Source organism: Bradyrhizobium sp. GW821-FHT13H05, from assembly GCF_058804065.1.
In genome coordinates, this window is record NZ_JBXAPO010000002.1 from 444,675 (window position 1) to 459,037 (window position 14,363).

The following is a 14,363-nucleotide window of genomic DNA, read 5'->3' on the forward strand; positions in this document are numbered from 1 at the left end:
GATCTACGGCTCGTCGTCGGCGATCGCCCGCCACGCCGCACCGTCGAGATCGTCATATTGGCCGCTGCGCAGCGACCAGAGGAAGGCGACGAGGCCGGCACCGCCAAGCATGAGCGCCAGCGGGACCAGGATGACCAGGATTTCCATCACACACTCTCCCGCGCGCGGCTACGGGCGCGCAGCGAATTCAGCATGACCAGGATCGACGATCCGCTCATGGCGGCAGCTGCAATCAGGGGCGTGACGACACCACTGATCGCGACCGGCACGGCGAGGACATTATAGCCGATCGCAAGCCACAGGTTCTGCCGCATCAGGTGCAGCGCCTTGCGCGCGGAATCGATCGCGGCAACGACAGGCGCCAGCGGCCGGCCGAGGAAGACGAGATCGGCGGTGGCCTGGCTCAGATGTGCGGCCGAGATCGGCGACATCGAGATATGGGCGGCCGCCAGCGATGGCGCGTCGTTCATGCCGTCGCCAACCATCAGCACTTTTGCGCCGCGCCGCTTCAATTCCTCGATGCGCGCGATCTTGTCCGCCGGCGTGACGCCGGCGCGCCATTCGGGAACGGCCAGCGCATGCGCCGCCGCCTTCACCGCCGCCTCGCGGTCGCCGGAAAGGATCTCGATGCCGATGTTGCGCGCCTTCAGCGCCGCGATCACGGCCTGCGCATCCGGTCGCAGACCCTGGCGCACCGAGAGGATGAACTTTGCGGTCCCGTTGCTGAATGCCACGATGGAGGCTTCGGGGTCGAGATCGCAGGTCAATCCGACGAGGCCCTCGGCGCCGCAGAAGGATGGACGGCCAAGGCGCAGCTCGACGCCGTCAACGGTTGCGCGCACGCCCTGCCCGGCCTCCTCGACCGCACTGACGATCGGCGACCTTGCGCCAGCGGCCTGCGCCACCGCGGCGGCGACGGGATGATGGCTCGACAGGGCGAGCCGGCCGGCGAGCTCGAAGATATCGGCGGGAATATCGGCCGCATTCATCACTTCGAGATCGGGCAGCGTCAGCGTGCCGGTCTTGTCGAAGATGACGTGGTCGGCTTCGGCGAGGCGCTCGATCGCATCGCCGGAATTGAGCAGCACGCCGGCTTTGAACATCGCGCCCGATGCCACCGTCTGCACCGTGGGAATGGCAAGCCCGAGCGCACAGGGACATGTGATGATCAGGACGGCAACGCCGATGACGATCGCATCATGCCAGCTTGCGCCGGCAATGACCCAGCCGAGAATGGTGACCAGCGCCGTCGCATGCACCACCGGGGCGTAGAGCCGCGAGGCGCGGTCGGCGAGCCGCATATAGCGCGAGCGTGCCTGCAGCGCGTTGTCGAGCAGCCGTGTGATCTCGGCGAGCAGCGTCGCCTCCGACGCTGCCGAGACCCGCACCCGCAGCGTGCCTGAGATGTTCATCGATCCCGCATAGACCGGCGTGCCCTGCTCGGCCGTGACATAGAGCGTCTCGCCGGTGATCAGGCTCTGGTCGATCTCGGAACGTCCCTCGATCACGGTGCCGTCGACCGCGCAGCGCTCGCCGGGCCGCAAGAGCACGATGTCGCCGGGATGGATCGCGGCGACAGGCACCTGCGAGATTTCATCAGGGCCGACGAACTTGGCCGCGGTCTCCGCCTTCAGTGCGGCGAGATTGCCGGCGACTGCGCGGGTCCGCCGCCGCATGTTCTGGTCGAGGAAGCGGCCGACCAGCAGGAACGTCAGCAGCATGATTGCCGCGTCGAAATAGGCGTGCTCGGCATGGTGGATGGTTTCGACCACGGACATGCCAAGCGCAAGACACACGCCGATCGAGATCGGCACGTCCATGTTGGTGGTCTTGTTCGACAGCGCGCGCCAGGCCGAGCGGAAGAACGGCTGGCCGGCATAGGCCGCCGCCGGCAGCGCGATCAGCGCCGACAGCCAATGGAAGAAGTCGCGCTGCTCCGGGAGCATGTCCGAGACATTGCCCGACCACACCGGGATCGACAGCATCATCACGTTCATGGTGGCGAAGGCGGCGACGCCGAGACAGCGCAGCAGGAAGCGGGATTCGGCGACCTCCGCCACTTCCGCGCTCTCGGTCTCGTAAGGATAGGCCTTGTAGCCGAGTTCCTCAAGGCGATCGATGAAGCTGGTAGGGTCGAGCGTGCCCGCCTTCCATTCCAGCGCGACGCGGCGATCGGTGAGGTTCACCCGCGCCAGCGTGACATCAGGGATGGCGGATAATCCGCGCTCGATCTTGGCCATGCAGCCGGCGCAGTGAACGCCCTCGACCGCGAGATCGATATGCTTGAGGCCCTCGCCCGCGGCGCGGACATAGTGAGAGAAATCCCGCGTGACCTGCATGACAAAATCCTTCAGTTCAGGATCACGCGGTTGCGCGACATGAACACGCGCGCGCCCCGCGCTTCGCCCTCGATCACGAGGTCCCACTGGCCGGGCGCGACGGAAGCCGCATTGCCGCGATAAATGCCGATGCCGGCTTCCGAGAGTTCGACCTGGAGGTCGGCGCGCTTGTCGGTCGGCCTCTCCAGGCGTCCGCCGAACTTCAATCCGGATACCGGCTGGCCGCTGGCATCGCGTGCCTCGACCCGAAGCACGGCGCCGCCATCGGAGCTGCGCTCGATATGGGCGTCGACCTTCCATTTGCGCGCGGCTTGGTCCTGCGCCGCGGAGATCTCGCGATCATAGGTCAGGCCTGCGGCATAGGGGCTGTCGACGTCGGTGCCGGGCAGCGTCGCGATCGCGAGCTTCATCATGGTCACGTTGACGCCGATCACGACGCCAAAGAAGGCGACCAGCATCAGGAACACCTTTGTTCCGGTCAGTGGCTTGGCGGCCATGGCAGTCTCCTGAACTTACGGCGCGACGAAATTGTCGGTGGCGCTGGCGACCTCGCCGAGGCCGATATCGGTGACGTGAAAGCGCACGGGGATCGACTTCTCCGGATTGCTCTCCGCCGGCGCTGTGACGAGCAGCCGCAGCTCGCTGGTGGAGTCGCGGGGGATCACGATCATCGGCCGATCGGGCGTCACGGAATCGATGCCGATGACGTGAATCGTCGCATTGACCGGACCGTTCGCATCGATGGCGATGACGCGGTCGTAACCGCTCTTGTTCAGCAGCCGTACCGTATAGGCGTTGCGGATCGAGCCGTCGCTGAGCCTGACAGCGACCGGATTACGGTCGTGCAGCACGTTGACGTCGAGCAGGCTGCGGGTGGCCAGCACGTAGAGCATGATGCCGCCGACGGCCGCGATGATCGCGCTGTAGACGATCGTGCGCGGGCGGACGATGCGATAGATCGGCGCCTTGCCCTCCTGGCGGCGCTGGATGTTGATGTCGTTGTCGTAGCCGATCAGCCGCTTCGGCCGGCCGATCTTCGTCATCACGCTGTCGCAGGCGTCGATGCAGAGCCCGCACTGGATGCATTCGAGCTGCGGCCCGTTGCGGATGTCGATGCCGGTCGGGCAGACCGCGACGCATTGATAGCAATCGACGCAGTCGCCGACCTGCTCGCCGAGCGCGCGCAACTCGGCAGCCTTCTTGACCGAGGTACGCTTCTCGCCGCGATCATAGCGATAGGTGACGTTGAGCGCCCATTCGTCGGTGAGCGCGGCCTGGATCCGCGGCCAGGGACACATATAGGTGCAGACCTGCTCGCGCATGAAGCCGGCGAGCACATAGGTCGTCGCCGTCAGGATGCCGATCCAGATATAGGCGATGACAGGCGCCTGGAACGTCAACAGCTCCTTCACCAACGTCGGCGCATCATTGAAATAGAGCACCCAGGCGCCCCCGGTCCACCAGGCGATCATGAGCCAGATCGTATGCTTGAGTGCGATCTCGCTGACGCGCCGCAGCGTCACGCTGGACGCCTTGTCCTTCTTCATCCGCTCGCGGCGGTCGCCCTCGACGAAACGCTCGACGGCGTAGAACAGATCGGTCCACACCGTCTGCGGGCAGAGATAGCCGCACCAGATGCGGCCGCCGACGGAGTTCATCAGGAACAGCGCGATCGCCGCCACAATGAGCAGGCCGGTGAAATAGTAGACCTCCTGCGGCCACAGCTCGATGAAGAAGAAGTAGAAGCGGCTGTTGGGCAGATCGATCAGCACGGCCTGATCGGGGGCGCCGAGGCCGCGGTTCCAGCGCACGAAGGGCAGGAAGTAGTAGACGCCGAGGCAGAACGCCATCAGGCCCCATTTGATCCGGCGGAAGGTGCCGGAGATGCTCTGCGGATACACCTTCTTTTGGGCTACGTAGAGCGGCCCGTTGTCGTCGTCCGATGTGAGCTCGTTCGGGTTCACGGTCTTGTTCATCGCCTGGGACTTCTCGAAGGTGCGATTCAACCTAGACCCGACGCCGCCGCATCAGTTGATCCAGCGCAAACGGGGGCATTTTTGTTTGCCCCCGCCTGTCGTCATCAGACTATTTTCCGCCGCCCAGTGAGTGGACATAGACCGCCATCGCCTTGATGGTGGCGGGATCAAGCCGGCCTTCCCAGGCCGGCATGACGCCGGCACGGCCCTGGCTGATGGTCTCGATCAGGGTCGCCTCGTCCGAGCCGTAGAGCCAGATCTTGTCGGTCAGGTTCGGGGCGCCCATCTCCGGGTTGCCCTTGCCGCCGTCGCCATGGCAGGCGACGCAATTCTCCGCAAAGATCTTCTCGCCCTTGGCCGCGTCATAGCCCTTGCGGGTCGACAGCCCCGACAGCGCGCGGACATGATTGGCGACCGTGACAATCTCGTCGCTCTTCAGCACGCCGTCCTTGCCGAAGGCGAGCATCTGGCCCTCATGCGTCTTGGCATGGCCGGAGCGCGCGCCGAACTGGATGGTCTGCATGATCTGGTCGAGCGTGCCGCCCCACAGCCAGTCGTCGTCGTTCAGGTTCGGGTAGCCCTTGGCGCCGGCGCCGCCGGAGCCGTGGCACGGCGCGCAATTGTCGCCGAACACGGTCTTGCCCTTGGCACGCGCGAGCGCCAGCAGTGCGGGATCCTTCTCGATGTCGGCGAGCGAGGCCGCACCCAGCGCGACCATCTTGTCGCCCCGGATCTTCTCGAGATTGGCGAGCTCGACCGCGACGTCGGCGCGCGAGGAATAGCCGAACAATCCGGTGGTATTGCTCGAGATCAGCGGCCAGGCCGGATACACCAGCCAGTAGCCGATCGCCCAGACGATAGTGAGGTAGAACGTAATCACCCACCAGCGCGGCAGCGGCGTGTTGAGCTCCTTGATGCCGTCCCACTCATGCCCTGTCGTGGACCTGCCGGAAACGGAATCGAATTCGCCGTGATGATCGGTCATGATGTCTTACTCCTCCCGCAGCGGCAGCTGCGCCGCTTCGTCGAACGCAGCCTTGTTGCGGGGCCAGAATGCGTAGGCGATGATCGCGAGAAAGATCGCGACGAAGATCGGCGTCCAGATCGTGGTCACGAGACCGGACGCGAGATTGTCGAGTGTCAGGATGGCTTTCATCGGTGATGCCTTCTCAGCGAAGATTGGCTTTCTCGTTGTAGATCTTGAAGTCGACCAGCGTGCCGAGCATCTGCAAGTAGGCGATCAGCGCATCCATCTCTGTCGGCGTGCCGGTCTTGCCGTCGAAATTGCGCACGACGGCCTTGGCGTAGCGCTTCGTGAAGGCGTCGCTGCCGGCGTTGTCCGGATCGGCCTGGGCCTTCATATCGGCGCCCGCGTTGGCGATCTGGTCGTCGGTGTAGGGCACGCCGACGGTCCGGAGCGTGCGCATGTGGTCGGCGATCGTATCAGGATCGACCTCGCTCTCACGGAGGAACGGATAGCCCGGCATCACCGATTGCGGCACGATCGCACGCGGATTGGTCAGATGGGTGACGTGCCAGTCGTCGGAATACTTGGCGCCGACGCGGGCAAGGTCGGGACCGGTGCGCTTGGAGCCCCACTGGAACGGGTGGTCGAACATGCTCTCGGCCGCGAGCGAGAAGTGGCCGTAGCGCTCGACCTCGTCGCGCAGCGGCCGGATCATCTGCGAATGGCAGAGATAGCAGCCCTCGCGGACGTAGACGTTGCGGCCTGCGAGCTCCAGCGGCGTGTACGGCCTGATGCCGTCGACCGCCTCGATCGTGCTCTTGAGGTAGAACAGCGGGGTGATCTCGACGAGACCGCCGATCGCGATCACCAGCAGGATGCCGACAATCAGGATGATCGAGTTCTTTTCGAAGACTTGGTGGCGTGTCCAGAACGACATGGAAGACTCCTCATTCCGCCGGCTGAAGCGCGACGGGCATCTGGACTTCCGCTTCGCCGACGCGAACGGTCATCCAGAGATTGTAGGCCATGATCAGCGCGCCGATCAGGAACAGCCCGCCGCCGGCGGCGCGGATGATGTAGAAGGGATGCATCGCCTCGACGGTCTCGATGAAGGAATATTCGAGGAAGCCGAGCGAGGTGTAGGCGCGCCACATCAGGCCCTGCAGGATGCCGGACACCCACATCGCCGAGATGTAGAGGACGATGCCGAGAGTGGCGATCCAGAAGTGCCAGTTGACGAGCTTGAGGCTGTAGAGCTCCTTGCGATTCCAGATCCACGGCACCAGGCAGTAGAGCGCACCGAAGGAGACGAAGCCGACCCAGCCGAGCGCACCGGAATGCACGTGGCCGATGGTCCAGTCGGTGTAGTGGCTGAGCGAGTTGACCACCTTGATCGACATCATCGGGCCTTCGAAGGTCGACATGCCGTAGAAGGCGACGGAGACGACGAGCATGCGCAGCACCGGATCGGTGCGCAGCTTGTCCCAGGCGCCCGACAGCGTCATCAGGCCGTTGATCATGCCGCCCCAGGAGGGCATCCACAGCATGATCGAGAAGGTCATGCCGAGCGTCTGGGTCCAGTCCGGCAGCGCGGTGTAGTGCAGGTGATGCGGACCGGCCCAGATGTAGAGGAAGATCAGCGCCCAGAAGTGGATGATCGAGAGCCGATAGGAATAGATCGGCCGCTCGGCACGCTTGGGGATGAAGTAGTACATGATGGCGAGGAAGCCGGCGGTCAGGAAGAAGCCGACCGCGTTGTGGCCGTACCACCACTGGAACATCGCATCCTGGATGCCGCCCCAGGCGACGTAGGATTTCGAGCCGAACACCGAGACGGGAAGCGCAGGATTGTTGCCGAGATGCAGCACCGCGATCGTCACGATGAAGGCCAGATAGAACCAGTTCGCAACGAAGATGTGCGGTTCCTTGCGCTTGATGATTGTGGCGAGGAAGACGAGCAGATAGACCACCCAGACGATGGTCAGCCAGAGGTCCGCATACCATTCCGGCTCGGCATATTCCTTCGACTGGGTGACGCCGAGCAAATAGCCGGTGCCCGCGATCAGGATGAAGAAGTTGTAGCCGACCACGACGAACCAGGGCGCGAGATCGCCGGCAAGGCGAACCCGGCAGGACTTCTGCACCACGTAGAAGGATGTCGCGATCAGCACGTTGCCGCCGAAGGCGAAGATCACCGCGGAGGTGTGCAGCGGACGCAGGCGGCCGAAGCTGGTCCAGGGCAGATCGAAGTTCAGCGCGGGCCAGGCCAGCTGCGAGGCGATGATGAGGCCGACGAGGAAGCCGGCAATGCCCCAGAACATCGCCATGACGGAGGAGAACTTGATCGGGCCCATGTTGTAGTTGGGGCGGCCGTTGATCTCCGCCGGCGGCAGCGCCGCAGGGCGATCGAAGTAGCGGTTGACGATGCAGAACACCGCAATGACGCTCGCCGCCGCGAAAAGCGCGGCATGGAAGGCGAAGGGCGCATCGAGCGCCTTGGCCGAGGCGATCACGCAGAGGAAGGCGGTGACTGCGAATACGACAGCCAGGCCGCTTTCACCGATGGTCATGGATTTGGAGATGGAGGGCTGGCTCATGCGGATTCTCTCTGAAAGAACACAGCGCCAGAAACCACATTCACCCTCGCGGGGAATTGATTGAAATCAAGGGAGATGGATTTCTGTTAATGTGAGACCGCTGCGGATCAAAGAGCGATATCAGTCGCTTGTTCCCGGCGTCGCGCGCACGGCGACTGCTCGCCTCCGTGAAATCACGGAGCCCGCAATCGCAGGATTCAAGGCAATCCGTCAGTCGCGCGCTGTTGCCTTCAGCGCCTTGATGACGTCCTCGCGGGCAATGATTCCGACCAGCTTCTGCGCACCGTCGAGCACGATGATGCTCCTGATGCGATGCTCGACCATGATCTGGAGCACGCGCGTCAGCCGCGTGTCGGGGCCGACATAGATGAACTCCGGCGTCATGACGTCGCCGATCTTGCGGCTCATCAGCTCATGATAGCGCGGCAGCATCTGGCTCGGCGTGAAAGCGAAGCACTTCAGGATGTCGAACTTGGTGACGATGCCGACCACCTGTCCGTCGTCCTCGACCGGATAGGAGTTGAAATCGTCGCGCTCGAACATCTCGCTGAGCGCGAGCAGGTCCTGGTCGCGCTGCACCGACCTGACGTTGCGCGTCATGTAGCCGTCGACGGTCTGCTCAAGAAATCTGTACACGGCGCGTCCTCCTCACGTAGCTTTGGCCGGCTGTCAGTGCGACAGCAGCACGCAGCGGCTGGATTGCGTGACCAGATACTGGGTGACGCCGCCGAGGATCAGCTCACGAAACCTCGAATGACCGTAGGCGCCCGCCACGATCAGGCCGGCGCCGACGTCGCCGGCGACTTTCTCCAATTGCCCCGCAGCGGTTTCGCCGCGCGCGCTTTCCGAGACCCGCGCGACCGCGGTGACCCCATGACGGGCGAGCCAGGCGGCAACGTCGGTGACGCCGGCCATCACGACCGCGCGGTCGTCGTCGTGCTCCGGAACTGCCGCGATGGTGACGTCCTTCGCCTTGCGCAACAATGGCAGTGCGTCGGCCACCGCCCGCCGCGCCTCCGGCGTATCCTTCCACGCCACCAGCACGCTGCGCAGATCGAGCCATTCGGCCCGGTCGGGCACGACCAGAAGCGGGCGGCCGGCCTGCATCACCAGATCCTTGGGACTTGCGAGCGCGAAAGCGTCGGAGAAGGCCGGGCTCTGCCCGCCGCTGACGACGATGTCGGCGCAGCGCGCCTGTGCCAGAACGAATCGCGCTGGAAAATCCATGGCGCTGCGCCACTCCGCATGGCCGCCGCGATTCTTCGTCGCAGTGCGGAATTGCGCCTCCAGACCGGCCAGCCGCCGCTTGACGGAGGCTTCACCCTCGTCGATCAGCCCCTGGGCCTCGGCGCCGTCAGTGAAATAGAGCGGCGGCGCGAACTGCGCCGCGGCAACTCCGACAATGGCCGCCTCGAATCGCTCGGCAAGTTCGGCCGCGACCTGGAGACGCGCCTCGTTGGGCTGATCGAGCGCCAGGCTGACCATCACGGTCGCGTATGTCATCGGGAGTCTCCGGAAGGCAATGAACCACGCAGAATCCTAGCCCTGCCGACGCAAGGCGGGATGAGATAGATCAAATCGAAGGGCGACGCGGGAAATCCGCCAATAGAATCAGACATCCGAACTTGCCTCCGGCCCGGCCATGGGCGAAATTGCCGCCATGTTCGCGGGGGCCGGGCCTGCCGCGCGAAAATGGGGAGTCATTGCTTGTCGCCGACCCGTGTAACGCATCCGCAAGATGACGGTCGGGGTGAGCATTTCCGCGTCCGGATCGAAGGGTTTGGCGTCGGCACCTGGGATCTCGACCTTACGACGCGCGAATTGGACTGGTCGGAGACGGCCAGGAGCCTGCTTGGTCTGGAGCCGAACCAGCTGGCGAGCTACGAGCTCTTCCTGTCTCGTCTCGAGCCCGGGGATCGCGACCGCGTGGAGAGCGCAATCAAGCGCGTCTCGGAACGCGGCGGCGGCTTTGACGTATCCTTTCGAGTCTCGAACGCTTCCGGCAGCGGACAGTGGATCCGCGCCCGGGCGGGGGTCATTCGCGACGACGCGGGCGTCGCCCGTCATCTGTCCGGCATCTTTCTCGATATCGACGAGGAGAAGCAGGTCGAGGAGGCGCTGCGCACGCGCGAGACCCACCTCCGCTCGATCCTCCACACAATTCCCGATGCCATGATCGTCATCGACGGCCGCGGCATCATGCAGCTGTTCAGCACGGCCGCGGAGCGCCTGTTCGGCTGGTCCGAGCACGAAGCCATCGGCAAGAACGTCAGCATCCTGATGCCGGAGCCCGACCGCTCCCGCCATGACAGCTACATCGCCCGCTACCGCAACACCAGCGACCCCCACATCATCGGCATCGGCCGTATCGTGACCGGCAAGCGCCGCGACGGCACGACCTTTCCGATGCACTTGTCGATCGGCGAGATGCAGTCCGCCGGCGAGCCCTATTTCACCGGCTTCGTTCGCGACCTCACCGAACACCAGCAGACCCAGGCGCGGCTCCAGGAATTGCAATCCGAGCTCGTGCACGTCTCCCGGCTCACTGCGATGGGCGAAATGGCCTCAGCGCTCGCCCACGAGCTCAACCAGCCGCTGGCGGCGATCAGCAATTACATGAAGGGATCGCGTCGGCTGCTGGCCGGCAGCGCCGACCCGAACACGCCGAAGATCGAAAGCGCGCTGGACCGCGCGGCCGAGCAGGCCTTGCGCGCCGGCCAGATCATCCGGCGCTTGCGCGACTTCGTCTCCCGCGGCGAATCGGAGAAGCGGGTCGAGAGCCTCTCCAAGCTGATCGAGGAGGCCGGCGCACTCGGGCTTGCCGGCGTGCGCGAGCAGAACGTGCAGCTTCGCTTCAGCCTCGATCCGGAGGCCGATCTTGTGCTCGCAGACCGCGTGCAGGTCCAGCAGGTGCTGGTCAATCTGTTCCGCAACGCACTGGAGGCGATGGCGCAATCGCCGCACCGCGAGCTCGTGGTCGCCAATACCCGCGTCGCCGACGACATGATCGAGGTCGAGGTCTGCGACACCGGCTCCGGCTTCCAGGGCGACGTCATTCCAAACCTGTTCCAGACCTTCTTCACCACCAAGGAAACCGGCATGGGTGTGGGGCTGTCCATCAGCCGTTCGATCATCGAGGCTCACGGCGGACGCATGTGGGCCGAGAGCAACGCATCAGGCGGCGCGACATTCCACTTCACTCTCCCGGCAGCCGATGAGAATTGATCCATGACGACCAAGGGACATGTCTACGTCATCGATGACGACGCGGCGATGCGGGACTCGCTGAACTTCCTGCTGGATTCCTCCGGCTTCGGCGTCACCCTGTTTGACGATGCGCAAGCCTTCCTCGATGCCCTGCCCGGTCTCGCCTTCGGCTGTGTCGTCTCCGATGTGCGCATGCCGGGCCTCGACGGCATCGAGCTGTTGAAGCGGATGAAGGCGCAGCCCCATTCGTTTCCGATCCTGATCATGACCGGCCACGGTGACGTGCCGCTCGCGGTCGAGGCGATGAAGCTCGGGGCCGTCGACTTCCTCGAGAAGCCGTTCGAGGACGACCGCCTCACCACCATGATCGAGACGGCGATTCGCGAGGCCGAGCCGGCAACCAGGAGCGATGCCATTGCGCAGGACATCGCCGCCCGCGTCGCCTCCCTGAGCCCCAGGGAGCGTCAGGTCATGGAAGGGCTCGTCGCGGGCCTTTCCAACAAGCTGATCGCCCGCGAATACGACATCAGCCCGCGCACCATCGAGGTGTACCGGGCCAACGTCATGACCAAGATGCAGGCCAACAGCCTGTCGGAGCTGGTTCGCCTCGCCATGCGCGCCGGAATGCTGAAGGATTGAGACAGGTCAAGGCCGTTGCGCCTGCCTGTGCTAGCCAATCAGCATGATCGAGATCGGCTCTCACCCTCAGCGGCTCCCGACGGCGCCATCGGCAAGGCCCACGGTTTACGTGGTCGATGACGATGCAGCCGTGCTGGGATCCCTGCGGTTCCTGCTGGAGACCGATGGTTTTGCCGTGCGGACCTTCCGGAACGCCACGGCGCTGCTCAACGCGACGAGCCCGTCCGGCCCCGACTGCTACGTGATCGACTACAAGATGCCCGACATCAACGGGATCGAGCTCGCCGATCGGCTGCGCCAGTCCGACGGCGAAACCCCCGTGATCCTGATCACCGGCTATCCGGACGGCAACATTTCGGCCCGGGCAGCGGCTGCAGGCGTGAAAGACGTGATCTTGAAGCCGCTTCTCGACGAAAACCTGGTCAAGCTTATCCGCCACGCCATCCAGGACCGGCGCGGAAACTGACCTACGGGATTCTACGTAAGGGCCCCCCCTTAAGATATCTCGCGAAATTTTCGAAGCACCCGATACCGCGTACCAAGGCGTCATCACAACGGAGATGGCGCAGATGCTGACCCAGACGCTCAACACCCAGGCGATCAACACCCAAATCGGTGGCAAGATTGCCCCTGCCCATCCCGTCACCGACCAGTTCGGCGCGATCACGGGCCATGCTGGCCTCGTCGCCACCGAGTTCTCCTACCGCAAGGACGAGGAGATCTATGGCGAGGACGAGCCGGCCGAATACGTCTACCAGGTCGTCACCGGCGCGGTGCGCAGCTACAAGCTTCTCTCCGACGGCCGCCGCCAGATCGGCTCCTTCCATCTTCCCGGCGACGTGTTCGGCCTCGAATCCGGCTCCACCCACCGCCTTGCCGCTGAGGCCATCATCGACACCAATGTGCGCCTCGTAAAGCGCGCCAGCCTCGAAAAGGCCTCCGGCACCGACGTGCAGGTCGCCCGCAAGCTCTGGGCGATGACCGCCGGCGAGCTTCGCCACGCCGAAGACCACATGCTGCTGCTGGGCCGCAAGACCGCGATGGAGCGCGTTGCGACCTTCCTGCTCGAAATGGACCGCCGCCTCGCCGTCGCCGGCATGATGGCGCTGCCGATGTGCCGCCGCGACATCGGCGACTATCTCGGCCTCACGCTCGAGACCGTGTCGCGCGCGTTGTCCCAGCTTCACGCCCAGGGGATCTTGGGCTTCTCCGGCGCCCGCCAGATCGTGCTGCGCAACCGGGCGCGCCTGCACAATCTCGACGCCTGATCTTTTCTTCGTCCCCATCACTTTGGCCGGCTGAATGCGTTCAGCCGGCCATTTCTTTTGTCGCGATCATGCCCGTGCGCCGGGTCTCCGGCATCACCAGCAAAATCAGCAGCAGCCCGGTTGCGGCCACACCCGACAGCCCGAGGAACGCGGTGGCGTTACCAAACTTGTCGGCGACGAAACCGCCGAGCGCCGTGCTCAGCGACGCACCGATTCCGGTCGCGGTCCCGACGATCCCCTGCGCTAGATTGAAGTGACCGCTGCCGAAGGCAACGTCGGCCACGATCAGCGGGATCATCACCGCGAAAACGGCGGCAGTGAAGCCGTCGAACACCTGCACCAGCACCAGCAGATAGGGATCACGCACGGTCGCGAACAGCAGGCCGCGGATCGTCAGCGCACCGAATCCGATCAACAGCAGCGGGCGCCGGCCCCAGAGCTGCGCCTTGCGCCCGACCGTCGGCGACAACAGTGCCACGATCGCCTGCGGCACGACGATGCAAAAGGCGACGAGCACCGTCGCCCACTGGCTGGACCGCGCTGTCACCGCGCTCGCCATCAGCGGCATCATCGCGGCGTTCGCGAGTTGTAGCAGCAGCACACTGAGCGCGAAGACGATGAGCGGCTTCTGCCGGATCAGGTGCCAGATATTGGTGTCGCCGCGAGCTTCAGCCTCGCGCGGCATCTCGCCGTGGCAGCGCGCGATATCGACTTCCTCCTCGCGGATCCGCGACAACGCGATCAGGGTCGGGATCGCGAGCAGGAAGGTGACCAGGAACACCGACCGGCTCGACAGCAGATAGCCGGCCGTGCCCATCACCGCGGCGGCCACGCCATTGCCGAGCGAGGCGAAGCGCGCATTGCGGCCGAGCCGCTCGCCGATCTTGAGCGGGCCGACCAGTCCAAGGCTGATCGCCGCGATCGCCGGCCCCAGCACGCAGCTGGCCGCCGCATGCAGCGTGGCGGCAGCCACCACCACGGGAAAGATCGGCATCGCCGCATAGGCGAGCGCGCAGCAGCCGATGGTCGCGATCGCAAGGCCTGCGACCAGCCGCTCGGATTTTGCCGCGTCGATGATGGCGCCGCCCGGCATCTGCCCGATCAGCGCGACGATGCCGCCGATCGACAGCACGAGGCCGATCTCGACCTGGGTCCATTTCTGCGTCGTGAGGTAAACCGCGATGAAGGGACCGAACCCGGTCTGCACGTCGGCGAGAAAGAAGATGAACCAGTCGAGGCCGCGCAGGCTCTGGCGCGACGGCGCCGGGATACCTGCGGCCGAAGCCGCGGCAAAATTGTCCTGCTCAACGCGGCGAGCGCGATCCTCGGCGGCATGGTTCGGTTTTCTCGACAACAGCACCGGTGGCCAT

At 64.7% G+C, this 14,363-nt stretch carries 15 protein-coding genes; 4 read left to right on the forward strand and 11 right to left on the reverse strand.

Annotation, left to right across the window (positions count from 1 at the left end; translation table 11 throughout):
- Window positions 1–3 precede the first annotated feature (3 nt).
- The 10 genes from ccoS to AC1RR3_RS06535 all read right to left on the reverse strand — a co-directional run bounded on the left by ccoS (window position 4) and on the right by AC1RR3_RS06535 (window position 9,382).
- Window positions 4–147, reverse strand: a complete 144-nt coding sequence (gene ccoS / locus AC1RR3_RS06490; protein ID WP_492820540.1) for a cbb3-type cytochrome oxidase assembly protein CcoS — start codon at window positions 145–147, stop codon at window positions 4–6.
- Window positions 147–2,339: a cation-translocating P-type ATPase gene (locus tag AC1RR3_RS06495; protein ID WP_492820542.1), complete on the reverse strand. Its 2,193-nt coding sequence runs from the start codon at window positions 2,337–2,339 to the stop codon at window positions 147–149. The genes ccoS and AC1RR3_RS06495 overlap by 1 nt, the downstream gene beginning before the upstream one ends.
- 11 nt (window positions 2,340–2,350) lie before the next feature.
- Window positions 2,351–2,836 (reverse strand): FixH family protein, encoded by a 486-nt coding sequence (locus AC1RR3_RS06500; protein ID WP_492820544.1) that lies wholly within the window; start codon window positions 2,834–2,836, stop codon window positions 2,351–2,353.
- Window positions 2,837–2,851: 15 nt separating this feature from the next.
- On the reverse strand, window positions 2,852–4,315 hold the full coding sequence (ccoG, locus tag AC1RR3_RS06505; protein WP_492820546.1) for a cytochrome c oxidase accessory protein CcoG: 1,464 nt from the start codon (window positions 4,313–4,315) through the stop codon (window positions 2,852–2,854).
- 109 nt (window positions 4,316–4,424) lie between these two features.
- Window positions 4,425–5,300, reverse strand: a complete 876-nt coding sequence (gene ccoP, locus AC1RR3_RS06510; RefSeq protein ID WP_492820548.1) for a cytochrome-c oxidase, cbb3-type subunit III — start codon at window positions 5,298–5,300, stop codon at window positions 4,425–4,427.
- Window positions 5,301–5,306: 6 nt separating this feature from the next.
- Window positions 5,307–5,471, reverse strand: coding sequence for a cbb3-type cytochrome oxidase subunit 3 (locus AC1RR3_RS06515; RefSeq protein WP_492820550.1), 165 nt, complete (start codon window positions 5,469–5,471; stop codon window positions 5,307–5,309).
- A gap of 13 nt (window positions 5,472–5,484) precedes the next feature.
- The gene (gene ccoO / locus AC1RR3_RS06520; protein ID WP_492820552.1) at window positions 5,485–6,219 is read right to left on the reverse strand and encodes a cytochrome-c oxidase, cbb3-type subunit II; all 735 of its coding nucleotides are present in this window, start codon (window positions 6,217–6,219) and stop codon (window positions 5,485–5,487) included.
- 10 nt (window positions 6,220–6,229) lie between these two features.
- The gene (ccoN, locus tag AC1RR3_RS06525) at window positions 6,230–7,879 is read right to left on the reverse strand and encodes a cytochrome-c oxidase, cbb3-type subunit I (protein ID WP_492820554.1); all 1,650 of its coding nucleotides are present in this window, start codon (window positions 7,877–7,879) and stop codon (window positions 6,230–6,232) included.
- Between the two features lie 210 nt (window positions 7,880–8,089).
- Window positions 8,090–8,515 (reverse strand): CBS domain-containing protein, encoded by a 426-nt coding sequence (locus AC1RR3_RS06530; RefSeq protein WP_492820556.1) that lies wholly within the window; start codon window positions 8,513–8,515, stop codon window positions 8,090–8,092.
- A 33-nt stretch (window positions 8,516–8,548) separates the two neighbouring features.
- Window positions 8,549–9,382: a universal stress protein gene (locus AC1RR3_RS06535; RefSeq protein WP_492820558.1), complete on the reverse strand. Its 834-nt coding sequence runs from the start codon at window positions 9,380–9,382 to the stop codon at window positions 8,549–8,551.
- A gap of 204 nt (window positions 9,383–9,586) precedes the next feature.
- Between AC1RR3_RS06535 and fixL the strand changes: the two genes are divergently transcribed.
- The 4 genes from fixL to AC1RR3_RS06555 all read left to right on the forward strand — a co-directional run bounded on the left by fixL (window position 9,587) and on the right by AC1RR3_RS06555 (window position 12,993).
- Window positions 9,587–11,104, forward strand: a complete 1,518-nt coding sequence (gene fixL, locus AC1RR3_RS06540; RefSeq protein ID WP_492820560.1) for a sensor protein FixL — start codon at window positions 9,587–9,589, stop codon at window positions 11,102–11,104.
- A 3-nt stretch (window positions 11,105–11,107) separates the two neighbouring features.
- Complete coding sequence (fixJ, locus tag AC1RR3_RS06545; protein WP_492820562.1) at window positions 11,108–11,725, forward strand: response regulator FixJ; 618 nt, start codon at window positions 11,108–11,110, stop codon at window positions 11,723–11,725.
- Window positions 11,726–11,768: 43 nt separating this feature from the next.
- Window positions 11,769–12,191, forward strand: coding sequence for a response regulator (locus AC1RR3_RS06550; RefSeq protein ID WP_492820564.1), 423 nt, complete (start codon window positions 11,769–11,771; stop codon window positions 12,189–12,191).
- A gap of 103 nt (window positions 12,192–12,294) precedes the next feature.
- Window positions 12,295–12,993 carry a helix-turn-helix domain-containing protein gene (locus AC1RR3_RS06555; protein ID WP_492820566.1) on the forward strand — a complete coding sequence of 233 codons (699 nt, stop codon included), beginning with the start codon at window positions 12,295–12,297 and terminating at the stop codon, window positions 12,991–12,993.
- 40 nt (window positions 12,994–13,033) lie between these two features.
- Here the strand turns inward: AC1RR3_RS06555 and AC1RR3_RS06560 are convergent, their stop codons facing one another.
- Window positions 13,034–14,353, reverse strand: a complete 1,320-nt coding sequence (locus AC1RR3_RS06560) for an MFS transporter (RefSeq protein WP_492820568.1) — start codon at window positions 14,351–14,353, stop codon at window positions 13,034–13,036.
- Window positions 14,354–14,363 lie beyond the last annotated feature (10 nt).